The sequence below is a fragment of the Pseudomonas wenzhouensis genome (assembly GCF_021029445.1).
Taxonomy (GTDB): Bacteria; Pseudomonadota; Gammaproteobacteria; order Pseudomonadales; family Pseudomonadaceae; genus Aquipseudomonas; species Aquipseudomonas wenzhouensis.
Window position 1 is genome coordinate 1,351,231 of record NZ_CP072610.1, and the last position, 20,857, is coordinate 1,372,087.

A 20,857-nucleotide genomic window follows, 5' to 3' on the forward strand; every position below is an offset into this window, starting at 1 on the left:
TAACCTATATCTTGATAATCCACTTAACAGATATTGTTGCCGCGAATAAAATCCTGCGCAATCGCGCCTTTGGCGCTGTCGTTTTTCGAGGAAATCATCATGAGCAATATGAACGTCGAGCGTGTGCTCAGCGTCCACCACTGGAACGATACGCTGTTCAGCTTCAAGTGCACCCGTGATCCGGGCCTGCGCTTCGAGAATGGCCAGTTCGTGATGATCGGCCTGCAGCAGGAAAACGGTCGCCCGCTGATGCGCGCCTATTCCATCGCCAGCCCGAACTGGGAAGAGCATCTGGAGTTCTTCAGCATCAAGGTGCCGGACGGTCCGCTGACCTCGCAGCTGCAGCACCTCAAGGAAGGCGACGAGATCATCATCAGCAAGAAGCCCACCGGCACCCTGGTGCTCGATGACCTCAATCCGGGCAAGCACCTCTATCTGCTGTCCACTGGTACCGGCCTGGCACCGTTCATGAGCGTGATTCAGGACCCGGAAACCTACGAGCGTTTCGAGAAGGTGATTCTGGTTCACGGCGTGCGTTATGTGAACGAAGTGGCCTATCGCGAGTTCATCACCGAGCACCTGCCGCGCAACGAGTTCTTTGGCGATGCGCTGAAAGAGAAGCTGATCTACTACCCCACCGTGACCCGCGAGCCGTTCGAGAACCAGGGCCGCCTGACGGACCTGATGCGCAGCGGCAAGCTGTTCGCCGACATCGGCCTGCCGCCGATCAATCCGCAGGACGACCGCGCCATGATCTGCGGCAGCCCAAGCATGCTCGATGAGACCAGCGCAGTGCTCGACAGCTTCGGTCTGAAGATCTCCCCGCGCATGCGTGAGCCGGGGGATTACCTGATCGAGCGCGCCTTCGTGGAAAAATAAGCGTCACCGTTCAACGACAAAGCCGCCCGATGGGCGGCTTTGTCGTTCATGGCGCTCTCGTAGCCCGGATGCAATCCGGGGAGGATGTGTTGCAATCCCCCGGATTGCATCCGAACTACGGGCTACATCTTTACCTTACAGACGCTTGGCCTCGATGATCAGCACCGGCTCGCGCGGTACGTTCTGGTGCATGCCACGGTTGCCGGTCGGCACCTGGGCAATCTTGTCCACCACATCCATACCACGGGTGACCTTGCCGAACACGGCGTAACCGAAGTCACGCGAGCCATGGTCGAGGAAGGCGTTGTCCTTGTGGTTGATGAAGAACTGGCTGGTGGCCGAATCACGGGCCTGGGTACGGGCCATGGCCAGGGTGCCACGGACGTTGTGCAGGCCGTTGTCGGCCTCGTTCTTGATCGGCGCCTCGGTATCCTTCTGGCGCATGTCGGCATCGAAGCCACCACCCTGAACCATGAAGCCCGGAATCACCCGATGGAACTGGGTGCCGTTGTAAAAGCCGTTGTCGACGTATTTGAGGAAGTTTTGCGTGCTGATCGGTGCCTTGTCGGCGGCCAGCTCCACTTCCACTTCGCCCAGGCTTGTGGTCAGCAGTACCTTGGGGTTGTCGGCGGCCAGTAGGCTGGAGGACAGCAGCAGGGCGCCGGTGGCGAGAACGAGTTGCTTGAGCATGATGGTCAGTTTTCCTTGTTGGCAATCTCGCCGAGAAAGGCGAGCAGGGCGTTATTAAAGCGTTCCGGTTGATCCAGCGGTGTGGCATGGCGCGAGTTTTCGATCACCAGCAGGTGCGCGTTGGGCATTTCTGCCACGTATTCACGTTTGCGTTCAACCGGTGTGTAGTCGTGGTCGGCGCTGATCACCAGGGTAGGACAGGTGATGCGCCCAAGTCGTTCGCGCACGCCCCAGCCGATGATCGCGTCAAGGCTGGCCAGATAAGCGTGCTTGTCGTTCTGTGGCCAGCGTTCTGCGATCTTGCGCCGCAGCTCGGCCTGTTCCGGTTTGGGGAACAGCAGCTTGCCCAGCGCCTTGCCGATGGTGTCCAGGCTGAGCAGGCGCGACAGCGTCCAGCGCTTGCCGATTTCCAGCCATTCGCGCGCGTTTCTGGCTTTCACTTCGGGGCTGCTGTTGACGATGGTCAGGCTGCGCAACAGTTCGGGGCGGTCGACGCCAAGCTGGAAGCCAATCATGCCGCCCATGGAGATGCCCACCAGATGCACCGGTGGTAGTTGCAGGTGTTCGATCAGTGCGACCACGTCATCGGCGAAGTCGGCGATGCGGTAAGATCCGCGCGGTTTGTCCGAACGGCCGTGGCCACGAACGTCCAGCGCCAGCACCCGGTAATGCCGGGCCAGCAGCGGAATCTGGTATTCCCAGTCGCGCGTGCTCGAGCCCAGGCCATGCACCAGTAGCAGGGGGGCGCCGTGGCCGTAATCCTCGTAGTGCAGCTGACAGCCATCGTTGTCGAAGTAGGGCATGCGCGGGGTCTCAATGGTTTGGCGAGGGTGCCGCAAAGGCTGCATCCAGAGGCGTCGCGTCGAAATTCTTGATCAGCTCGATGAGAATCTGCGTGGCCGGGCCGAGGACACGGTCCTTGTTGCTGTAGAGGAAGAAGCGTGGCTTGCGGATGCCACCCTGTGCCAGCGGCAGAGGTTTGAGCAGACCTTCCTGCAGTTCGCGGACGATCAGGTGGCGCGGCAGCCAGGCAAAGCCCAGGCCGCTGCTGACGAAGGTGCGTGCGGTTGGCAGGCTGCCAACCGTCCAGCGCTGCTCGGCGCCCAGCCAGCCGGCATCACGCGGCTGCAGGCGGCCACTGTCACGGGTGACCACCTGCATCTGGCCTTCCAGGTCCTGAAAGCTCAATTCGCGTTGCAAGCGGTGCAGTGGGTGTTCCGGGTTGGCGACGGCAACGAACTCCACTTCGCCCAGCTCGATACCCAAATGGCCGGTGATGTTCAGCGCACTGATGGCCAGATCGGCAGTGCCTTCGAGCAGCACCTCCTCGACCCCGGACAACACTTCTTCACGCAGGCGTACGCGGCAACCCCGGCTTTGCGGCATGAAGGCGGTGAGGGCGCGGACGATGGTTGCGGTGGGATAGGCTGCATCCACCACCAGGCGTACCTCGGCTTCCCAGCCCTGCTCCATGTGGTGCGCAAGGTCCTCCAGCTGGCTGGCCTGCTTGACCAGTTGCCGCGAACGGCGCAGCAGCACGTCGCCGGCCTCGGTGAGCACGGCCTTGCGACCGTCGATACGCAACAGCGGTACGCCGAGCTGTTCCTGCATGCGCGCGACGGTATAGCTGACCGAGGACTGCGAACGGTGCAACACGTCGGCGGCCTGGGCGAAACCGCCCTGATCCACGACAGCTTGCAGCGTGCGCCATTGATCCAGGGTTACGCGAGGAGCTTTCATTGCATCATCCTGCCTGAGTCGGCTGTTATCGCCGACGATCTCCACCTACACTGGCGATCCCACGTTGGAGAGCACCGATGAAAAAAATAATCTGCTTGCTGTTCGCCTGTCTGCCGCTGGCTGCCCATGCCTACCCCATCGAGGTAGAAAAACAGTTCAATGGTGCCGAGGTCTCGGCCAGCACACAGGTAATCGACCACAACATGTCGGCGCTGATGCTCTACAACTACGGACAGAGTGAGGCCGAATGCACGGCGGTGTTTCGCAATGGCCCCGAAGCACCACGTACCCGGCGTACCGTGTTGGCGCCTGGCGCCAGCAACAACATGACGGTCAAGTTCACCCGGAGCGTGATTCGCCTGCGGGTCAACCTGACCTGCAACCTGAGGTGATGAAAGCCTAGACGCGGCAGGCCTATAAATCAATTTAATCGATATATGTAAGCGGATATTTGCGCTTTTTAATCGAAATGTGAGTCTCTACTCTGTGCTCCATCGACTCTCAACTCTCTCGATGGAGCCTCAGACATGTCCCGTGTTCTCGTTATCGAAAGCAGCGCCCGTCAGCAAGGTTCGGTTTCCCGCGAGCTGACCCGGCAGTTCATCGGTAATTGGCAAGCCGCACACCCGGCAGACCAGATCCATATTCGCGATCTGGCAGTCGAGCCGGTCCCGCACCTCGATGCCACCCTGCTGGGTGGCTGGATGACCCCGAGCGAGCAGCAGAGCGAGGCGGAAAAGGCCGCGCTGGCGCGCTCCAACCAACTGACTGATGAACTGCTGGCCGCCGACGTGCTGGTGCTGGCTGCGCCGATGTACAACTTCGCCATCCCCAGCACGCTGAAGGCCTGGCTGGATCATGTGCTGCGCGCCGGCGTCACCTTCAAGTACACCGAAACCGGCCCGCAGGGCCTGCTGACCGGCAAGCGTGCCTTCGTGCTGACCGCGCGTGGCGGCATCTACGCCGGCAGCGGTCTGGATCATCAGGAACCCTACCTGCGTCAGGCGCTGGCTTTCATTGGTATCCATGACGTGCAGTTCATCCATGCCGAAGGCCTGAACCTGGGCGCCGAGTTCAGTGAAAAAGGCCTGGCCCAGGCCAAGGCCAAGCTGGCTGAAGTGGCCTGAAGCTCCCCCGACGCTCCTGAGCGCCCGCTAGCGGGCGTGCTATACCGGTCGTTCCGTGAGGGAGCGGCCGGTTTTTTTATGGGGCTGGACAGCGCCTACCCTGGCGTATGGATTGTCCGGCGCAGGGGAACGCGCTAAGGTCGCCGCCTTCCTTCGGAGGTGGCTGTGCGATATCTGCTGATAGTGACCCTGCTGTGGGCTTTCTCCTTCAGTCTGATCGGCGAGTACCTGGCCGGTCATGTCGACAGCTATTTTGCGGTGCTGACGCGGATCGTCATCGCCGGCCTGTTGTTCATTCCGCTGACCCGCTGGCGTGGCCATGCCCCGGCATTCGTGCGCGGCATGCTGCTGATCGGCGCCCTGCAGTTCGGCATCACTTACGTGTGCCTGTACCTGAGCTTCTCGGTGCTGACCGTGCCGGAGGTGCTGTTGTTCACCATTCTCACGCCGCTGCACGTGACGCTGATCGAGGATGCGCTGAACCGCAGGTTCAATCCCTGGGCGCTGGTGGCTGCAGCGGTGGCGGTGCTGGGCGCCGGGATCATCCGCTATGACGGTATCAGCAGCGGCTTTTTATTCGGCTTCCTGCTGCTGCAGGTGGCCAACTTCACCTTCGCCGCCGGTCAGGTGCTGTACAAGCACCTGTTGCTCAAGCATCCCTCGAGCGAGCCGCAGTACCGGCGTTTCGGCTTCTTCTATCTGGGGGCGCTGCTGATTGCCCTGCCTGCGTTCCTGTTGCTGGGCAATGGTGAACGCCTGCCTGGCACTCCGTTGCAGTGGGGGGTGCTGCTCTGGCTTGGCGTGGTGGCTTCGGGGCTGGGGCTGTACTGGTGGAACAAGGGCGCCAGCCTGGTCGATGGTGGCACCCTGGCGGTGATGAACAATGCATTGGTGCCGGCTGGCCTGCTGGTCAACCTGCTGATCTGGAATCACGATGCCGACTGGCTGCGTCTGGCACTTGGCGGTGCGGTGATCGCAGCTTCGCTGCCGCTGGTTCGTCTGGGGCGTGAGCGCCGCATGCCGGCCGAGGTGCACTGATGCATCTCTCCGGACGTGGACTGGCGTTATCGATTGGCGCCTCGCTGCTGTTCGCCGTATTGCCGGGTTATGTGCAATGGCTGACCCCGCTCGATGGGGTGCAGGTATTCGCCCAGCGCGTGCTCTGGTCGGTCCCGCTGATTCTGCTGCTGGTGGTGGCGGCACGCCAGACCCACCTGCTGCGTGAGACATTCGTGCGCTTGCGGCATGAGCCGCTGCTTTTGGCGGCCTGTCCACTGGCGGCAGCGCTGATCGGCGTGCAGTGGTTTCTGTTTCTCTGGGCACCGCTGGTGGGGCGCATGCTGGAAGTGTCCATGGGCTACTTTCTGCTGCCGCTAGCCCTGGTGCTCAGTGGTCGGGTGTTCTACGGCGAGCGTTTGCGCCCACTGCAGCGGTTGGCGGTGGCCTGCGCCGTGCTGGGTGTACTGCATGAGCTGTGGCGGACTCAGGCATTTTCCTGGCTGACGCTGGCGACTGCCTTGGGCTACCCGCCTTATATGATGCTGCGTCGCTGGATGCGCCTGGATGCGTTATCCGGTTTCGTTCTGGAAATGCTGATTCTGGCGCCCTTGGCGATCGGGCTGATCGTCATGTACGGGCCTGCAGACGCGTTTGGCGAGCGGCCAGTGCTGTGGCTGTTGGTGCCGTTCATGGCGCTGATCGGTACCCTGGCTTTTGCTGCCTACATGGCCTCGAGCCGGCTGTTGCCGATGGGCCTGTTCGGCATTCTCAGTTATCTCGAGCCTGTCTTGCTGTTCATCGTGGCATTACTGCTGCTCGGAGAACACTTCGATACCGGGCAATGGCTGACCTATCTGCCGATCTGGCTGGCGGTACTGCTGGTCGGCTGGGACAGCGCCCGGCTACTACGCAAGCAGCAGCGTGAGCGTATCAGGCCGCGTTGATGCCAACGACCGGCAGACTGGCATGCTTCAGTACCTGGTAATGCAACTGCAGGGTGCCGCTGCTGAAGCGCCGCTCTTGGTTGAGGGTCAGGTGGCGTTCCATGCCTTTGGCCAGCAGTGGAATGCCGGCGCCCAACAGGTGTGGTACCAGGTTGATCATCACTTCGTCGATCAGCCCGGCGGTGTAGCAATTGCCGGCTAGCAGGCTGCCACCGACCAGCCAGATACGCTGAAAACCGGCTTCGTGCAGAGCCGCTACAGCCTGGGCGGGAGTGCTATGGGTGAGTTGCACTTCCTCTGCTGCGCGTGTCAGGGCAAGGCGTGTCAGCACCACGCAAGGCTTGCCCGAGTAGGGCCAGGGGCCACCCCGTGCCCGCAGTGCCTCGTAGGTGCCTCTGCCCATCAGCAGGGCATCGATAGCGCAATAGAAATACTCGAAAGCGTACGCTTCATCGGCCTGGCGTGATGCATCGAACCAGTCGAGCCGGCCATCCGGGCGAGCGATGTAACCATCAAGGCTGCAAGTGACGTGGTAGATCAGTGATGGGTTCATGTCTGCACCTGTCGGCGGGCCATCTCCACGTTGGAGTGGCGCCGACGCTACGAGTTCGTCATGCGCCTTACCGCCTGTTGGCAGGCGCTCAGTCCAGGACATTACGCAGTATTTCGTAGACGATCCCGGTCGCGATGGCGACCAGCACCACGTCACGGCCGATCTGCTTCCATTCGTAGCCTTCGTAGTAAGGCAGGCGTGATACCAGGCGGCTGTCGAAATTCTTGGCGATACCCGGCGGTAGCGGTTTGCCGCGTGCCAGGTTCTTGGCGATGCCCGGTGGCAGAGAAGCGCTCGGGCCGATCAACTGGCGATTGTCGCCAAGGATGATACGCACCTGGCCGATATCCACGCGCGGGCCGCGCAGGTCGATCTGTACGCCATCATGCGGGTGACCCGGCTTGCCCTTGCCGGGCGGCGGGTTGGCCAGCACTGGCGCCGAGGCCAGCAGAATGCACAGGCTGATGCAGAGGGTCGCTTGGTTTTTGTTGAGCATGGCTCGACTCCTGATTTGCCGATGCGTCTTGGATATCAGAAGTGCCGGTGCGGTTCCTGCCTGCTGCTGCCGGATGGCACCTGCAGATGGCCGTTCGTCGGCCGCTGAATATGCCTTGGATGCAAAGAAATTCGGCCCCGGCGCCGGAAACCGTTAGGCTATGCACCGTTTTGTCGATTTCTCCGAGGTAGTGCCCCGTGTTTGCCCAATTCGCCCTGCATGAACGTCTGCTCAAAGCCGTGGCCGAGCTTAATTTCGTCGAGCCCACCCCGGTGCAGGCGGCAGCGATTCCGCCCGCGCTGGAAGGCAAGGACTTGCGGGTGATCGCCCAGACCGGCAGCGGCAAGACTGCCGCGTTCGTCCTGCCGCTACTCAATCGCCTGCTCGGCGACGGCAATTCCAAACAGCGCCTGAGCATTCGAGCGTTGATCCTGCTGCCGACCCGTGAGCTGGCCCAGCAGACGCTCAAGGAAGTCGAGCGCTTTGCCCAGTTCACCTTCCTCAAGGCCGGCCTGGTGACCGGTGGCGAGGATTTCAAGGTGCAGGTGGCGATGATGCGCAAGATCGACATCCTCATCGGCACGCCCGGCCGTCTGATCGAGCACGCCAATGCCGGCAACCTGCCTCTGGAGGAGGTTGAGGTGCTGGTGTTCGATGAGGCCGACCGCATGCTCGACATGGGCTTTGCCGAAGACGCCCAGCGTCTGGCCGAGGCCTGCGGCACGCACCAGACCCTGCTGTTCTCCGCCACCACCGGCGGTAACGGCCTGCGTGAGATGGTCGCCAAGGTGCTCAAGGATCCGCAACACCTGATGCTCAACAGCGTCAGCCAGCTCAATGAAGGTACCCGTCAGCAGATCATCACGGCTGACCACAGCTACCACAAGGAACAGCTGGTTGACTGGCTGCTGGCCAATGAAACCTATGACAAGGCCATCGTCTTCACCAACACCCGGGTACAGGCCGACCGTCTCTACGGCAAATTGGTCGCCGCCGGGGTCAAGACCTTCGTGCTGCATGGCGAGAAGGACCAGAAGGACCGCAAGCTGGCCATCGACCGCCTGCGCCAGGGCGCGGTCAAGGTGCTGGTGGCCACCGATGTGGCCGCGCGTGGCCTGGATGTGGAAGGGCTGGATCTGGTGATCAACTTCGACATGCCGCGTTCCGGCGACGAATACGTGCACCGTATCGGTCGTACCGGTCGTGCCGGTGGCGAAGGCCTGGCGGTATCGCTGATCTGTCACACCGACTGGAACCTGATGTCGAGCATCGAACGCTACCTCAAGCAGCGTTTCGAACGTCGCACCATCAAGGAGCTGAAAGGCGTCTACCAGGGGCCGAAGAACCTCAAGGCGTCCGGCAAGGCCGCTGGCAGCAAGAAGAAAAAGACCGAGAAGAAAGATCCGAAGAAAGCCACCGCCGCCAAGCGCAAGACCGGCCCACGCCCGGCTGGCAAGTCTTCAGTGCTGGTCAGCGCCGATGGCAGCGCGCCACTCAAGCGCAAGAAGCCGGTGGCGGAGTAAGGGGTAGGGTGGACGACGCTTCATTCGTCCACCGCGCTGCCATCCCTGGGGGGCAAGCACATCGGCTACGCGTGCGAGCCACCTGCACGTTTCAGTGCAACAAACCTGTGCGGTTGTCCAATGCAGGGCGGGAGTCTCCCGCCCTGTATCTACCCCCGCGAACCCGCCTTGGCTGACGCGGCCCTGGGCGTGCATGCAGGGCGTCACCCGCGAGCCGTATGATCGATGACCTTCCGGCCGTCCAGCAGCCTTTGCTGAGCTGACGACGCTGCCAGTGCTTTAGTGTGAGCGGATCTCGGTCAGCAGCGGCTTTTGCAATTCGCTGGCCCAGGCCAGCAGCGGCACGTGCACCTCAGGCTGCCAGATACGCTTGAATAGCAAGGCCAGGTGTTCGGACTCGCCGCGACTGAAGGGCAGGCGGTCGATGCGCTCATGCACCTGCCACTGACCCTCTTTCCTCTGCGCGAAATCGAAGCGGAAGGGATGAAAACCGGTCATGCCCAGGCGCAGGTCGGTGACCACCAGGCGATCACCGATCTGGTCATAGCGCAGCACACCGCCGCTGAACCACTCCAGGCGTTGATGCATGGGGGCGTCAGCCAGGTGCTCACGCAGATGAGTGCCGCGCGGCAAGCGTTGCAGTTGCGGTGGCTCGTCATCGAACCAGCCAACCAGGGCTTCGTGATAGTGCTCGCCATCGAGCACGATGACGCGCCACAACAGCGTGTTGAGCGGTGTCGGTGTGGTGAACAGCCGTTCGGCCTGGATGCCCTGACGCGCCAGTTCGCGCTCCACACGTTGCTCGGCCATGAATTTGCCAGCCAGACTGAAGCCTATGTACAGCGTCGAAACCGTCAGTGCTACGGCCGGTACGCGCCAGCTCTGCTCGCGCAGGCCGGTAAACAGGCTGATCAGCACTGCTGCGATCAGCGGCACGGTGTACAGCGGGTCGATGATGAACAGGCTGGACCAGGCCGTCGGCGTTGGCATCAATGGCCAGAACAGCTGGGTGCCATAACTGGTGAAGGCGTCAAGCAGGGTATGGGTGACCAGTATCAGCCACAGTGTGAGTAACAGGCGGCTGGTCGAGTAACCGGGATGCGGTCGAAAGCGCCTGATCAGCCAGGTCAGCAGCAGGGCGAAGCCGCTGAGGACGAACAATGAATGACTGAAGCCACGGTGGTAGGTCATGTTGGCCACGGCATCGCCGTATTCCATGACCACGTCCAGATCGGGCAGGGTGGCAAGCGCAGCGCCGTAAAGCAGGGCTTTGCGACCCTGCCAGCGGCTGAGCAAGGCGCCCTGGATGCTGGCGCCAAGTACGGCTTGGGTTATGGAGTCCATCGAATGCTTCCGAAAAAGGCAGGCCGCTAAGTTAGCCGAGCTGCCGGGCGAATGCCGTGGGGAAATTTCAAGCAAAGATTACAGCTGCGGCAGGTATGCTGATGGTTATACCTATTCAGAAAGCATGGCCATGCTGATCGTCTCCAACAGTGTTCACCTGCCCGATGAGGAAATCGAGTTGACTGCCATCCGTGCCCAGGGCGCGGGCGGGCAGAACGTCAACAAGGTGTCCAGTGCCGTGCACCTGCGTTTCGACAGCCAGGCCTCGTCGCTGCCGCCGTTCTACAAGGAGCGCCTGCTGGCGCTTGCCGACAGTCGCATCACCGCAGATGGCGTGGTGATCATCAAGGCGCAGCAGTATCGCACCCAGGAGCAGAATCGTGCCGACGCCCTCGAGCGTCTTGCCGAGTTGATCCGCAGTGCCGGCAAGGTGGAAAAGAAACGCCGCCCGACCAAACCGACTCTCGGCTCGAAAAAGCGTCGCCTGGATGGCAAGAGCAAGCGCGGAGCGATCAAGGCGGGGCGGGGCAAGGTGGATTTCTAGCAGGCCGTTGAAAAACGTCGGCGAGGCAGGCACGGCAATACCGATGGCGGCCCCGCAAAAACGGCCGAAAAAAGCACTGGGCCCGCACTCGGGTTTACGAGTTGTAAATGAGCATTTTGACTGGGCTCGCACGCGAGGCCGTTTTTAACGCAGTATTGCCAACGCAGGTAGTTTTTCAATGGCCTGCTAGCCGCGTGCCGCCAGGTACGCCTGATAGTCAGGAATACGGTACTCGTGCTGCTGCTCCAGCAGGCTGCTGCTGAGCATGTAGTCGGCGCTGCTCTCGTTGCAGGCTACCGGGATGTTCCACACCGCCGCTACACGCAGCAGTGCCTTGATATCCGGGTCGTGTGGCTGTGGCTCGAAGGGGTCCCAGAAGAACACCAGCATGTCCACGCGCTGTTCGGCGATGCGCGCACCGATCTGCTGATCGCCGCCCAGTGGGCCGCTGATCATGCTTTCCACCGGCAAATCCAGACGTTTGCTCAGCAGCAGGCCGGTGGTACCAGTGGCCAGTAGGTGATGCCCGGCCAGCCGCCCGCGCTGACGTGCGCACCAATCGAGCAGAAAGCCTTTGCAATGGTCGTGCGCGACCAGGGCGATGCGTTTGCGTGCCGGCAACTGGGCGTGGGTGAAGCTGATACGGCTCATCGAGCCTCCTTGTTTAGTGCAGCCGGGCCAGCACCAGGCAGTTGTCCAGCATGCGGTTGGAGAAGCCCCATTCGTTGTCGTACCAGGCCATCACCTTGAGCAGTCTGCCGCTGACCTTGGTGTGGTTGGAGTCGAAAATCGATGACAGCGGGTTGTGGTTGAAATCGCAGGACACCAGCGGCAGCGCGTTGTAACCCAGTACCGGGGACTGCTCGCTGGCCGCCTTGAGCAGGGCGTTGACGTCCTCGGCAGTGGTCTCGCGCTTGACCTGCACGGTCAGATCGACCAGCGACACATTGATCACCGGCACCCGCACGGCCATGCCGGTAAGTTTGCCGGCCAGCTCCGGCAGCACCAGGCCGACCGCTTCGGCGGCGCCGGTCTTGGTCGGGATCATCGATTGCGTTGCCGAGCGTGCACGGTACAAATCGCTGTGATAAACGTCGGACAGGTTCTGGTCGTTGGTATAGGCGTGAATGGTGGTCATCAGCCCCTGTTCGATGCCCAGTTCGCGCTGCAGCACCTGCGCCACCGGCGCCAGGCAGTTGGTGGTGCAGGAGGCGTTGGAAATGATCTGCATGTCAGGCGTCAGTACCTGCTCGTTGACGCCATACACCACGGTGGCGTCGGCACCCTTGGCGGGCGCCGAGATCAGCACCTTGCGCGCGCCGGCGGTGAGGTGCGCGGCGGCCTTGTCGCGCTCGGTGAACAGCCCGGTGCATTCCAGCACCACATCGACCTGATGAGTTTTCCAGGGCAGCTCGGCCGGATTGCGAATGGCGCTGACGGCGATGCGGTCACCCCTGATCCACAGGCTTTCGCCGTCCACTTTAACTTCTTCAGGGAAATGGCCGTGGACGCTGTCATATTGCAACAGGTGGGCATTGATCGTGCTGTCGCCCAGATCGTTGATCGCCACGACCTGCAGGTGCTGGCGATATTGCTGGGTATAGAGTGCGCGTAGCACGTTGCGGCCGATGCGGCCGAAGCCATTGATGGCGATGCGTAGTGTCATGGTGAGGGTCTCGTCAATTTGTTGTTGTAATTACAAGATTATTCCCATTGCTCTAGAAATCAAGCCCATTGAGTGGCAGTATTTTGTTGTAAATACAAATAAGCGCTAGTCGCTAGCCTGGAGATTCCCCATGCATCCCCGCGTTGTTGAAGTGACCGAACGTCTTGTCCAGCGCAGCCGCGCCACGCGCCAGCGCTACCTGGAGATGATCCGTGCCGCCGCCAGCGAAGGCCCGCAGCGGGGCAAGCTGCAGTGCGCCAACTTCGCCCATGGCGTGGCTGGCTGCAGCGGTCACGACAAGCAGACCCTGCGCCTGATGGATGCGGCCAACGTGGCCATCGTGTCTGCCTACAACGACATGTTGTCGGCCCATCAGCCCTACGAGACCTTTCCCGAGCAGATCAAGCAGGCGCTGCGTGAGCGGGGTTCGGTGGGGCAGTTCGCCGGTGGTGTGCCGGCCATGTGCGATGGTGTGACCCAGGGTGAGCCGGGCATGGAGATTGGGATCGCCAGTCGCGAGGTGATCGCCATGTCCACCGCCGTGGCGCTGTCGCACAACATGTTCGATGCGGCGCTGTATCTGGGCGTGTGCGACAAGATCGTGCCAGGGCTGATGATGGGCGCGCTGCGTTTCGGTCATCTGCCATCGCTGTTCGTGCCGGCAGGGCCGATGACCTCGGGGCTGTCCAACAAGGAGAAGGCCGACGTGCGTCAGCGTTACGCCGAGGGCAAGGCGACCCGCGACGAGCTGCTGGCGGCGGAAATGGCCGCTTACCACGGGCCAGGTACCTGCACCTTCTATGGCACCGCCAATACCAACCAGCTACTGATGGAGGTGATGGGCCTGCACCTGCCAGGCGCTTCCTTCATCAATCCGGGCACGCCGCTGCGTGATGCGCTGACCCGTGAAGCTGCGCAGCAGGTCACCCGCCTGACCAAGCAGAGCGGGAGTTTCATGCCCATCGGCGAGATCGTCGACGAGCGTTGCCTGGTCAATTCCATCGTCGCCCTGCATGCCACCGGTGGTTCCACCAACCATACCCTGCATATGCCGGCCATCGCCCGCGCCGCCGGCATTCTGCTGACCTGGCAGGACATGGCCGACCTCTCCGAAGTGGTGCCGACCCTGGCGCACGTCTACCCAAATGGTAAGGCCGACATCAATCACTTCCAGGCCGCTGGCGGCATGGCTTTCCTGATTCGTGAGCTACTCGACGCCGGCTTGCTGCATGAAGAAGTCAACACCGTGGCCGGGCGCGGTCTGTCGCGCTACACCCGTGAACCCTTCCTCGAGGATGGCAAGCTGGTCTGGCGCGACGGTCCGAGCGAAAGTCTGGAGGAAAGCGTGCTGCGCCCCGTGGCGCGGCCGTTCTCGGCAGAAGGCGGCCTGCGCCTGATGCAGGGCAACCTGGGGCGTGGGGTGATGAAGGTGTCCGCGGTGGCACCCGAGCATCAGGTGGTGGAAGCACCAGCGCTGGTGTTCGAGGATCAGTTGGAGCTGGTCGAAGCCTTCAAGGCCGGCAAGCTGGAGCGCGATTTCGTCGCCGTGGTGCGTTTTCAGGGGCCGCGCAGCAACGGCATGCCGGAGCTGCACAAGATGACGCCTTACCTGGGTGTGCTGCAGGATCGCGGCTTCAAGGTGGCACTGGTTACCGATGGGCGCATGTCCGGCGCTTCGGGCAAGATCCCGGCAGCCATTCATGTCTGCCCGGAGGCTTTCGATGGCGGGCCGCTGGCGCGGGTGCGTGACGGCGATCTGATACGCCTCGATGGTACGACGGGAGCATTGCTGCTGCAGATCGACGAGGCGGAATTCGCCGCGCGCGAGCCGGCCGGGCGACCTGCACCAGCCAGTGGCTGCGGGCGCGAGTTGTTCGCCTTCATGCGCCACAACTTCAGCACGGCGGAGCAGGGCGCCAGTGCCTTTACCGAGAGCCTCGAGTCGCTGGTCTGAGGCAGGCGCCTGTTGCCCGGATTGCATCCGGGCTACTTGCCAGGCGCCGGCAAGGCCTGCAAAGCCGCTCTTCGTAGGAGCCCCGCTTCGGGGCGAAGCTTTATCCAAGCGTGCCCCGCCCTGATTTGCGGCGGGGCGCCGCTCCTACAGACCTGCGTCCTGCTTCAGATCCCCTGCGGAATCTCTTCGTCGCCCAGTGCGCTGAACAGCTCCGGCAGAAATTCCACCAGGGTCATCATCATCAGGATGAAGCTGGCGTCCTGCTGGGCCAGGGCGTCGTCACCGCCGTCCTGTTCGGCCTGCTCCTGCAGCACATCCTCGAAGCGCAGGCGCTTGATGGTCAGCTTGTCATCGAGCACGAACGACAGCTTGTCCTGCCAGGCCAGCGACAGTTGAGTAACCTGTTTGCCGGTGGACAGGTGCAGCTGGATTTCCTCGCTGGTCAGATCCTGGCGCTTGCAGCGCACCACGCCGCCGTCCTCGTGGGTGTCGCGCAGTTCGCATTCGTCGAGGACGAAGAAACCTTCGGCAGCGCTCTGGTTCTTCAGCCAGTCGGTGAGAGTGGCGGTCGGCGCGATTTTCACCGACAGCGGGCGCACCGGTAGCGAGCCGATGGCTTCACGCAGGGTGGAGAGAAGATCCTCGGCTTTTTTGGCGCTGGCGCTGTCGACCAGGATAAGGCCCTGTTTCGGTGCGATGGCGGCGAAGGTGCCGGATTTGCGGATAAAGGCGCGCGGCAGGAAGGCCTGGACGATCTCATCCTTGATCTGGTCGCGTTCCTTCTTGTACACCTTGCGCATCTGCGTGTTTTCGATTTCGTCGACCTTCTCCTTCAGCGCATCACGCACCACCGAGCCCGGCAGAATGCGTTCTTCCTTGCGTGCGCCAATCAGCAGGAAGTCGCCGCTGACATGCACCAGTGGCGCATCGGCGCCCTTGCCGAAGGGGGCGGTGAAACCGTAGGTGGTCAGTTCCTGGCTGGCGCAGGGACGGGCCGGTTTGCTGGCCAGTGCGGTCTCCAGCGCTTCGGCGTCGAAAGGGATGTCCTGGGTGAGGCGGTAGACCAGCAGGTTACGAAACCACATGAGCGGGTGATTCTCCATTGATGATGAGGTCGCGGGTTGGCGCCATCCTTGAACTCTCCCGTTGGGGAAAGCTGGCGCGCAGCGACGGATGAAGGTGGCGGGCCAATAACGCTGACCGCCGGCACAGAACACGCATTATTCTCCGCTGGCGTGTTCAGGCCAACCCTGACAACGAGTCTGTGAGGAAATTCGCCGGTCGCAGCTAAGTTCTTGCTGCGGCGGTAAATTTTTTTGTGAAGAGGGCTTGCCAAGGCCTGCATCGCTCTCTAGAATGCGCCCCACTTCGAGAGTGAAGGGTGATTAGCTCAGCCGGGAGAGCATCTGCCTTACAAGCAGAGGGTCGGCGGTTCGATCCCGTCATCACCCACCAATCTCGCAGTTACGCGCAGCGGTAGTTCAGTCGGTTAGAATACCGGCCTGTCACGCCGGGGGTCGCGGGTTCGAGTCCCGTCCGCTGCGCCATTCTTATCCTCGCTGCATCCCCTCCTGTGACAACGCCTCAGCATCCGCTGAAATATTCGAAAAAATTCTTTGTTTGCTTGAACTTATGCGCATTGCTCGGCTCCTATGCCGTAGCCAGTTATCGCGGCGTACTGCTAAGCTCGCGCTTTCACACGACGGCCTTCGGGCGCATCTACAAGGAACAAGCATGAAACAGCATCGTTTGGCGGCAGCGGTTGCCCTGGTGGGCCTGGTGCTTGCCGGTTGCGACTCGCAAACCAGCGAAGTCGAACTCAAGAGCCCGGCGCAGAAAGCCTCCTACGGTATTGGCCTGAACATGGGGCGTAGCCTGTCTGAAGAGGGCATGGACGATCTGGACTCCAAGGCCGTCGCTCAGGGCATCGAAGATGCACTGGCGAAGACGGAGCCGCGCATCAAGGATGAAGAGATGGTCGAGGCTTTCTCCTTCCTGCAGAACCGTGCCGAAGAGCGCATGACGGCGCTGAACAAGGAAGCGGCCGAAGCCGGCAAGAAATTCCTCGAAGAGAACGGGAAGCGTGAAGGCGTCGTTACCACCGACTCCGGCCTGCAATACGAAGTGATCAAGAAGGCCGATGGCCCTCAGCCCACGGAAAGCGACGTGGTAACCGTGCACTACGAAGGCAAGCTGACCGACGGTAGTGTGTTCGACAGCTCCGTCGCTCGCGGCAGCCCCATCGATCTGCCGGTTGGTGGTGTGATCCCGGGTTGGGTCGAGGGTCTGCAACTGATGCACGTTGGCGAGAAGTATAAACTGTACATCCCCAGTGAACTGGCTTACGGCGAGCAGAGCCCGTCCCCGGCCATTCCGGCCAACTCGGTGCTGGTGTTCGACCTGGAGCTGATCAGTATCAAGGATCAGGCCGCCGAGCCGTCCGAACAGTAACACACGCTGCCCGCTGACAACGCCCCGTCTTGACGGGGCGTTGTCGTTTCTGGGGGCGCTCAGCCGCTACGAGGCGCCCTGAGTGTTACGCTTATGCACATCATGCAAAGGGTTCCTAACAAGCCCGTGCAAAACTTGCAAGTCTCTTGTTCGCAATATGCAAATTGTTGATTTTATTGAATTTTATATGTTGTATAAAAAATATCCGATCTAACCCAAGGCCCCATGCCACGGGGCTTTGGTAGGCTTGTCGAAAGTCTTTGCACAGAGTTATCCACAGGTTCTGTGGGTAAGCGAGGCAAGCCCAGAAAACGCCTGGCTTGCCGAGGAGAGCGAATGAAAACACCCTGGAAATTGTTCCGCTACCTGCCGCAGGCTGCTCGTTTTCTGCGTGAAGGTCGGCTGCCGGAGCTGTTGCATGCGCTGCGTGACAAGCGTACCCCTCAAGGACAGCGCTTCGCTGTATTCAGGGATGACCTGCAACTGCTTCGCGCCCTTAGCCTGGCCTGGTTCAAGGGCGAGTACCGGCAGATCAGCCGGCAGGCGTTACTGACCATCGTGGCGGCGTTGCTCTATGTCATCGCGCCGCTCGACGCCATTCCCGACTGGCTGGTTGGCCTTGGCTTCATCGACGATCTGGCTGTGCTGGCCTGGGTCATGCGCACCTGGCATGGCGAGCTGGAGGCCTTCAGGGCCTGGCGCGAGGCACAGAGCCCCGAGCGCCTGGCGCTGATCGAGCAGTTGCCTGTGGCGCAAAGGGTGGAGGCGCAACGCAACTGATGCCAGCGCCTCTGCGAATCGCCTCTCAAGCAGGCAGGATGGCGCACGCAGCACCAGCCTGGCGCTGATATCTTGGTCGCAGGTTTGCGCCTCAGTCGTCAGGTGCCTGTTAAGATGGCCGTTTGCAAGGAGGGGGTCGAGGTCGTCGGCCCTGCTTTCCAACGGAGAGATTCATGACTGTGCAAATCATTGCCCGTGATGGCGAGCCAGAGTACGCGGTGTTGCCCTGGGCCGATTATCAGGCTCTGTTGCGCGATGCCGGGCGCGAACCGGTGGTCGCGCAAGCCAGCGCTGCTGAGCCAGTGGCAGAGCAGCAGCGGCCCGGACTCGATCAGTTGCGCAGGCTGCGTGAGGCCAAGGGCCTGACGGCAGAGAGCCTGGCGCGCAGCGTCGGCATCAGCCCGCATTACCTCGCGATGATCGAGAGCGGCGAACGCCAGCCCGATGCCGCGATCATGCGTTCGCTGGCGTGGCAACTGGGGTTGGAGGGCTGGTCTTGAGCGTGCGTATCAGCCGCCAGCATTGGCAGGCCTTATTGACCGAGCTGGACGACGCGCGCCGTCAGCGCCACCTGCTCACCTACCGGGCGTTGATCGAGCGGCTCGACCTGCCAACACCAGCCATGCAAATCCTCACCGCTGCTCTGGAGCATTTGGCTGCGCTGGATGCGCGTGCCGAGCGTCCGCTGCGCAGCGCACTGGTCATCAGCCAGGGCGCCAGTCGCCTGCCGCGTACGGGATTCTTCGACTGCGTGACCCATCTCGGGCGCTTTAGCGGGGCCTGCGATGGTGTGGCAGCGGCATCATGGCATGCCTCGGAGGTCGCTCGCGTGTTCGAGTTCGACTATCCCGTCGATGTCTAGATGGCTCTGGCCGTTGCGCGCACGCCTTGGCTACTGGCTGGCACGGCGTCTTTTCCACTGGCCTGCGGCATTGCGTCAGCCGCGTCTGTGGCAGTGGATGCAGGGTCAGTACGGACGTATGGCCAACCTGGGGGATGTGCCGGCGCAGAGTTTCTATGGCCATATTCTGCTGTTTCGCGGCCAGGGGCTTGGCGCGCGTGAGGAAGGGCTGAGGCTGTTGCGCCTGGCCGCCAACGGCGGCGATGGCAAGGCTGCCTATCAGTTGGGCGTGCAGGCGCTGCAGGCTGATACCCGCCAGGCGGCGGATGCCATGCATGCCGTGCGCTGGTGGGAGATGGCGCTGGCGGCTGGCCATCCGCTGGCCGCTCGTCGCCTCAGCCAGCTATATCGTGAGGGCGCGCCCGGTCTGGAGGCTGATGCGCAGGCTGCCGAACGCTATGCCGGCATGGCCGATTCAGGCCGCTGAGCCTGCGAGGATATGCAGGCTGTAACCGGGCACGGCCTTGGCCTGACGCTTGGCTTCGGAAGCCATTTCGGCCAGGCGTGAGGCATCGAGCTGCGCGCAATCTTCAGCGTTCACATGCACCACGCCGATCGACAGTGACAGCAGCGCATATTCCTGACGTTGCCCGTTGCGGTTGTGGGCAATGAAACAGCCGGCTTGCAGGTGCTCATCGCGATAGAAGCGCCGACACTGATTCTGGAAATCCTCGAACAGCCTGCCAAGCTTGTCACGCCAGTCGTTCGAGCCTAGTACCAGCATGAAATCGTCACCGCCGATATGCCCGACGAAGTCGCGCGCCGGGTCGATCCGCTCGTTCAGGCATTGCGCCAGGCACAGCAGTACCTCGTCGCCCTTGGCGTAGCCGTAGAGATCGTTGAAGGGCTTGAAGCTGTCGATGTCGACGTAACACACTGCCGCTTCACGTTGCTGCTGCAGCAAGCGGCTCAGGCACTGCTGAATCGGTACGTTACCTGGCAGCAGAGTCAGTGGGTTGGCGTGGCGTGCCTGCTGCAGCTTCTGCTCGGTGATCAGCTTGAGTACGTCGATCACCCGGCCCAGGCCCAGGTAGCGGCCGTGCTGGATGATGATGAAGTCTTCCTCGATACGTTGGCGTGCACGGCTGGTAAGCAGGCGGCTGACCTTTTGCAGTGACTGCGTCAGCTCTACGGCGAGAAAGTCCTGGCTCATCAGGCGGCTGATCGGCTTGCGCGCGAACAGGTCAGTGGCGAAGGGTTTGAGCAGCGCCTCGGACAGCGAGTGGCGATGAACGATACCGACCGGCTGGTGCTGGTTGTCCAGTACGGCCAGTGAATTGAGATTGGCCTGGGCGCGAAAGACTTCCAGCACCTCGGCGATGGCCGTGTGCTGGTCGACGGCGATCTGTTCGTTGAGCAGAGGGCTCAGGTCATGGCTGTCTTCGTTGAGGGTGGTCTGGTTACCTGGTATCCGAGGCAGCAACTGACGGGCGTCGCGCGGCGGCTTTTCCTGCGGCCGACTGAGCAGGTAGCCCTGCACCAGATCGACGCCCATCTCCGCCAGCACCGCCAGCTCTTCGGGCAGCTCGATGCCTTCGGCGATTACCTGGGCGCGCGAGGCTTCGGCCATTTTCAGGATGGAGCCGACGAACTCGCGTTTGACCGCATCCTGGTGGATGCCGTCGATGAAATGACGATCGATCTTCACGTAGTCCGGGCGCAGTTCCGACCACAGGCGCAGGCTGGAGTAGCCGGCACCCAGATCATCCAGGGCGATGGAGAAGCCCATGGCGCGATAGTGATGCAGCGCGTTGTCGAGCAGGGCGAAGTCTTCGGTGGGCGATTGTTCGGTGAGCTCGATCACCACCTGGCTGGGCGGAATGCCGAAGGTTTGCAGCAGCTTCAGGGTGCGTCCGGGCTGGTGGCTGGGGTCGAGCAGTGACTCCGGCGAGACGTTGAGAAACAGCTTGCCCTCCAGGCCCAGATCACTGAAGCCTCTGCAGGCGCTCTTGCGGCAGGCCATTTCCAGTTCGCTGAGGCGGCCGACATGACGCGCCACGGCGAACAGCGTCAACGGCGAGTGCAGCGGGCTGTTGGACGGGCCGCGAGTCAGTGCCTCGTAGCCGAGAATGCGCTGTTCGGACAGCGAGACGATAGGCTGGAACAGGCTGCTGAGGTCGCCGTGAGCGAGGATGTTGCCCAGTGCGCTCAACTGCTCGGTGACGGTCATGGTGGTCTCGATCTGGCGGAAACGAAAGGGCCGGTGCTTGACCGGCCCTTGCATTTCACGACAGTTCGATGACGTTTTGATGACGTTGGTTGAAGC

Annotated in this window: 23 protein-coding genes and 2 tRNA genes; 15 read left to right on the forward strand and 10 right to left on the reverse strand. The window is 62.0% G+C overall.

Going from position 1 to position 20,857, the window contains the following annotated elements; genetic code table 11:
* Positions 1-99 precede the first annotated feature (99 nt).
* Entirely contained in the window at positions 100-879 is a 780-nt protein-coding gene (gene fpr / locus J7655_RS06170) for a ferredoxin-NADP reductase (protein ID WP_004423513.1), read from the forward strand.
* A 135-nt stretch (positions 880-1,014) separates the two neighbouring features.
* Here fpr and J7655_RS06175 read toward each other — a convergent pair whose 3' ends face one another.
* Genes J7655_RS06175 through J7655_RS06185 form a run of 3 tightly spaced genes read right to left on the reverse strand, consistent with a single transcriptional unit; the run spans position 1,015 to position 3,309 of the window.
* Positions 1,015-1,569, reverse strand: coding sequence for a peptidylprolyl isomerase (locus J7655_RS06175; protein WP_230927010.1), 555 nt, complete (start codon positions 1,567-1,569; stop codon positions 1,015-1,017).
* Between the two features lie 5 nt (positions 1,570-1,574).
* Positions 1,575-2,372: an alpha/beta fold hydrolase gene (locus J7655_RS06180; protein WP_230927011.1), complete on the reverse strand. Its 798-nt coding sequence runs from the start codon at positions 2,370-2,372 to the stop codon at positions 1,575-1,577.
* A 10-nt stretch (positions 2,373-2,382) separates the two neighbouring features.
* On the reverse strand, positions 2,383-3,309 hold the full coding sequence (locus J7655_RS06185; RefSeq protein ID WP_230927012.1) for a PA3225 family LysR-type transcriptional regulator: 927 nt from the start codon (positions 3,307-3,309) through the stop codon (positions 2,383-2,385).
* A gap of 77 nt (positions 3,310-3,386) precedes the next feature.
* Between J7655_RS06185 and J7655_RS06190 the strand changes: the two genes are divergently transcribed.
* From J7655_RS06190 to rarD, 4 genes are all read left to right on the forward strand, one after another.
* Positions 3,387-3,701 carry a 3-phosphoglycerate kinase gene (locus J7655_RS06190; RefSeq protein WP_074859953.1) on the forward strand — a complete coding sequence of 105 codons (315 nt, stop codon included), beginning with the start codon at positions 3,387-3,389 and terminating at the stop codon, positions 3,699-3,701.
* Positions 3,702-3,836: 135 nt separating this feature from the next.
* Positions 3,837-4,436 (forward strand): FMN-dependent NADH-azoreductase, encoded by a 600-nt coding sequence (locus J7655_RS06195; protein ID WP_230927013.1) that lies wholly within the window; start codon positions 3,837-3,839, stop codon positions 4,434-4,436.
* A 165-nt stretch (positions 4,437-4,601) separates the two neighbouring features.
* A complete protein-coding gene (locus tag J7655_RS06200; RefSeq protein ID WP_230927014.1) occupies positions 4,602-5,474 on the forward strand; it encodes a carboxylate/amino acid/amine transporter in 873 nt (290 codons plus the stop codon).
* Complete coding sequence (gene rarD, locus J7655_RS06205) at positions 5,474-6,379, forward strand: EamA family transporter RarD (protein WP_230927015.1); 906 nt, start codon at positions 5,474-5,476, stop codon at positions 6,377-6,379. The genes J7655_RS06200 and rarD overlap by 1 nt, the downstream gene beginning before the upstream one ends.
* On the opposite strand, the gene J7655_RS06210 is transcribed toward rarD, so the two are convergent.
* Together J7655_RS06210 and J7655_RS06215 are read right to left on the reverse strand one after the other, a co-directional pair.
* On the reverse strand, positions 6,366-6,932 hold the full coding sequence (locus J7655_RS06210; protein WP_230927016.1) for a dihydrofolate reductase family protein: 567 nt from the start codon (positions 6,930-6,932) through the stop codon (positions 6,366-6,368). The two genes, rarD and J7655_RS06210, sit on opposite strands and share 14 nt — an antisense overlap.
* An 88-nt stretch (positions 6,933-7,020) precedes the next feature.
* Positions 7,021-7,428, reverse strand: a complete 408-nt coding sequence (locus J7655_RS06215) for an anti-virulence regulator CigR family protein (RefSeq protein ID WP_230927017.1) — start codon at positions 7,426-7,428, stop codon at positions 7,021-7,023.
* Positions 7,429-7,625: 197 nt separating this feature from the next.
* On the opposite strand from J7655_RS06215, the gene J7655_RS06220 reads away from it, so the two are divergent.
* A complete protein-coding gene (locus tag J7655_RS06220) occupies positions 7,626-8,951 on the forward strand; it encodes a DEAD/DEAH box helicase (protein ID WP_230927018.1) in 1,326 nt (441 codons plus the stop codon).
* 279 nt (positions 8,952-9,230) lie between these two features.
* On the opposite strand, the gene J7655_RS06225 is transcribed toward J7655_RS06220, so the two are convergent.
* A complete protein-coding gene (locus J7655_RS06225) occupies positions 9,231-10,295 on the reverse strand; it encodes a metal-dependent hydrolase (RefSeq protein ID WP_230927019.1) in 1,065 nt (354 codons plus the stop codon).
* Positions 10,296-10,425: 130 nt separating this feature from the next.
* Between J7655_RS06225 and arfB the strand changes: the two genes are divergently transcribed.
* Positions 10,426-10,839: an alternative ribosome rescue aminoacyl-tRNA hydrolase ArfB gene (gene arfB / locus J7655_RS06230; protein WP_230927020.1), complete on the forward strand. Its 414-nt coding sequence runs from the start codon at positions 10,426-10,428 to the stop codon at positions 10,837-10,839.
* A gap of 186 nt (positions 10,840-11,025) precedes the next feature.
* Here arfB and J7655_RS06235 read toward each other — a convergent pair whose 3' ends face one another.
* Together J7655_RS06235 and gap are read right to left on the reverse strand one after the other, a co-directional pair.
* Positions 11,026-11,490 carry a methylglyoxal synthase gene (locus J7655_RS06235; RefSeq protein WP_230927021.1) on the reverse strand — a complete coding sequence of 155 codons (465 nt, stop codon included), beginning with the start codon at positions 11,488-11,490 and terminating at the stop codon, positions 11,026-11,028.
* Positions 11,491-11,503: 13 nt separating this feature from the next.
* The gene (gene gap / locus J7655_RS06240; protein WP_230927022.1) at positions 11,504-12,505 is read right to left on the reverse strand and encodes a type I glyceraldehyde-3-phosphate dehydrogenase; all 1,002 of its coding nucleotides are present in this window, start codon (positions 12,503-12,505) and stop codon (positions 11,504-11,506) included.
* 130 nt (positions 12,506-12,635) lie between these two features.
* On the opposite strand from gap, the gene edd reads away from it, so the two are divergent.
* Positions 12,636-14,459, forward strand: a complete 1,824-nt coding sequence (edd, locus tag J7655_RS06245; protein WP_230927023.1) for a phosphogluconate dehydratase — start codon at positions 12,636-12,638, stop codon at positions 14,457-14,459.
* Between the two features lie 164 nt (positions 14,460-14,623).
* On the opposite strand, the gene rdgC is transcribed toward edd, so the two are convergent.
* Complete coding sequence (gene rdgC, locus J7655_RS06250) at positions 14,624-15,544, reverse strand: recombination-associated protein RdgC (protein ID WP_230927024.1); 921 nt, start codon at positions 15,542-15,544, stop codon at positions 14,624-14,626.
* A gap of 294 nt (positions 15,545-15,838) precedes the next feature.
* On the opposite strand from rdgC, the gene J7655_RS06255 reads away from it, so the two are divergent.
* From J7655_RS06255 to J7655_RS06285, 7 genes are all read left to right on the forward strand, one after another.
* A tRNA-Val gene (locus J7655_RS06255) sits at positions 15,839-15,914 on the forward strand.
* 15 nt (positions 15,915-15,929) lie between these two features.
* Positions 15,930-16,006 (forward strand) — tRNA-Asp (locus tag J7655_RS06260).
* A gap of 187 nt (positions 16,007-16,193) precedes the next feature.
* The gene (locus J7655_RS06265) at positions 16,194-16,910 is read left to right on the forward strand and encodes a BamJ family beta-barrel-assembly machinery protein (RefSeq protein WP_230927025.1); all 717 of its coding nucleotides are present in this window, start codon (positions 16,194-16,196) and stop codon (positions 16,908-16,910) included.
* A gap of 336 nt (positions 16,911-17,246) precedes the next feature.
* Positions 17,247-17,690: a YkvA family protein gene (locus tag J7655_RS06270; RefSeq protein WP_230927026.1), complete on the forward strand. Its 444-nt coding sequence runs from the start codon at positions 17,247-17,249 to the stop codon at positions 17,688-17,690.
* Positions 17,691-17,863: 173 nt separating this feature from the next.
* A complete protein-coding gene (locus J7655_RS06275) occupies positions 17,864-18,190 on the forward strand; it encodes a helix-turn-helix transcriptional regulator (RefSeq protein WP_230927027.1) in 327 nt (108 codons plus the stop codon).
* A complete protein-coding gene (locus J7655_RS06280) occupies positions 18,187-18,552 on the forward strand; it encodes a hypothetical protein (RefSeq protein WP_230927028.1) in 366 nt (121 codons plus the stop codon). The genes J7655_RS06275 and J7655_RS06280 overlap by 4 nt, the downstream gene beginning before the upstream one ends.
* Positions 18,545-19,018 carry an SEL1-like repeat protein gene (locus J7655_RS06285; RefSeq protein ID WP_230927029.1) on the forward strand — a complete coding sequence of 158 codons (474 nt, stop codon included), beginning with the start codon at positions 18,545-18,547 and terminating at the stop codon, positions 19,016-19,018. Before J7655_RS06280 ends, J7655_RS06285 begins: the two co-directional genes overlap by 8 nt.
* On the opposite strand, the gene J7655_RS06290 is transcribed toward J7655_RS06285, so the two are convergent.
* Positions 19,007-20,761, reverse strand: a complete 1,755-nt coding sequence (locus tag J7655_RS06290) for a bifunctional diguanylate cyclase/phosphodiesterase (RefSeq protein ID WP_230927030.1) — start codon at positions 20,759-20,761, stop codon at positions 19,007-19,009. The two genes, J7655_RS06285 and J7655_RS06290, sit on opposite strands and share 12 nt — an antisense overlap.
* Between the last annotated feature and the right edge of the window lie 96 nt (positions 20,762-20,857).

Bases quoted from the DNA above. Each gene is read 5' to 3' on its own strand.
- fpr (WP_004423513.1), top strand. From the start codon at position 100: ATGAGCAATATGAACGTCGAGCGTGTGCTCAGCGTCCACCACTGGAAC.
- J7655_RS06175 (WP_230927010.1), bottom strand. From the start codon at position 1,569: ATGCTCAAGCAACTCGTTCTCGCCACCGGCGCCCTGCTGCTGTCCTCC.
- J7655_RS06180 (WP_230927011.1), bottom strand. From the start codon at position 2,372: ATGCCCTACTTCGACAACGATGGCTGTCAGCTGCACTACGAGGATTAC.
- J7655_RS06185 (WP_230927012.1), bottom strand. From the start codon at position 3,309: ATGAAAGCTCCTCGCGTAACCCTGGATCAATGGCGCACGCTGCAAGCT.
- J7655_RS06190 (WP_074859953.1), top strand. From the start codon at position 3,387: ATGAAAAAAATAATCTGCTTGCTGTTCGCCTGTCTGCCGCTGGCTGCC.
- J7655_RS06195 (WP_230927013.1), top strand. From the start codon at position 3,837: ATGTCCCGTGTTCTCGTTATCGAAAGCAGCGCCCGTCAGCAAGGTTCG.
- rarD (WP_230927015.1), top strand. From the start codon at position 5,474: ATGCATCTCTCCGGACGTGGACTGGCGTTATCGATTGGCGCCTCGCTG.
- J7655_RS06210 (WP_230927016.1), bottom strand. From the start codon at position 6,932: ATGAACCCATCACTGATCTACCACGTCACTTGCAGCCTTGATGGTTAC.
- J7655_RS06215 (WP_230927017.1), bottom strand. From the start codon at position 7,428: ATGCTCAACAAAAACCAAGCGACCCTCTGCATCAGCCTGTGCATTCTG.
- J7655_RS06225 (WP_230927019.1), bottom strand. From the start codon at position 10,295: ATGGACTCCATAACCCAAGCCGTACTTGGCGCCAGCATCCAGGGCGCC.
- arfB (WP_230927020.1), top strand. From the start codon at position 10,426: ATGCTGATCGTCTCCAACAGTGTTCACCTGCCCGATGAGGAAATCGAG.
- J7655_RS06235 (WP_230927021.1), bottom strand. From the start codon at position 11,490: ATGAGCCGTATCAGCTTCACCCACGCCCAGTTGCCGGCACGCAAACGC.
- gap (WP_230927022.1), bottom strand. From the start codon at position 12,505: ATGACACTACGCATCGCCATCAATGGCTTCGGCCGCATCGGCCGCAAC.
- edd (WP_230927023.1), top strand. From the start codon at position 12,636: ATGCATCCCCGCGTTGTTGAAGTGACCGAACGTCTTGTCCAGCGCAGC.
- rdgC (WP_230927024.1), bottom strand. From the start codon at position 15,544: ATGTGGTTTCGTAACCTGCTGGTCTACCGCCTCACCCAGGACATCCCT.
- J7655_RS06265 (WP_230927025.1), top strand. From the start codon at position 16,194: ATGAAACAGCATCGTTTGGCGGCAGCGGTTGCCCTGGTGGGCCTGGTG.
- J7655_RS06270 (WP_230927026.1), top strand. From the start codon at position 17,247: ATGAAAACACCCTGGAAATTGTTCCGCTACCTGCCGCAGGCTGCTCGT.
- J7655_RS06275 (WP_230927027.1), top strand. From the start codon at position 17,864: ATGACTGTGCAAATCATTGCCCGTGATGGCGAGCCAGAGTACGCGGTG.
- J7655_RS06285 (WP_230927029.1), top strand. From the start codon at position 18,545: ATGTCTAGATGGCTCTGGCCGTTGCGCGCACGCCTTGGCTACTGGCTG.
- J7655_RS06290 (WP_230927030.1), bottom strand. From the start codon at position 20,761: ATGACCGTCACCGAGCAGTTGAGCGCACTGGGCAACATCCTCGCTCAC.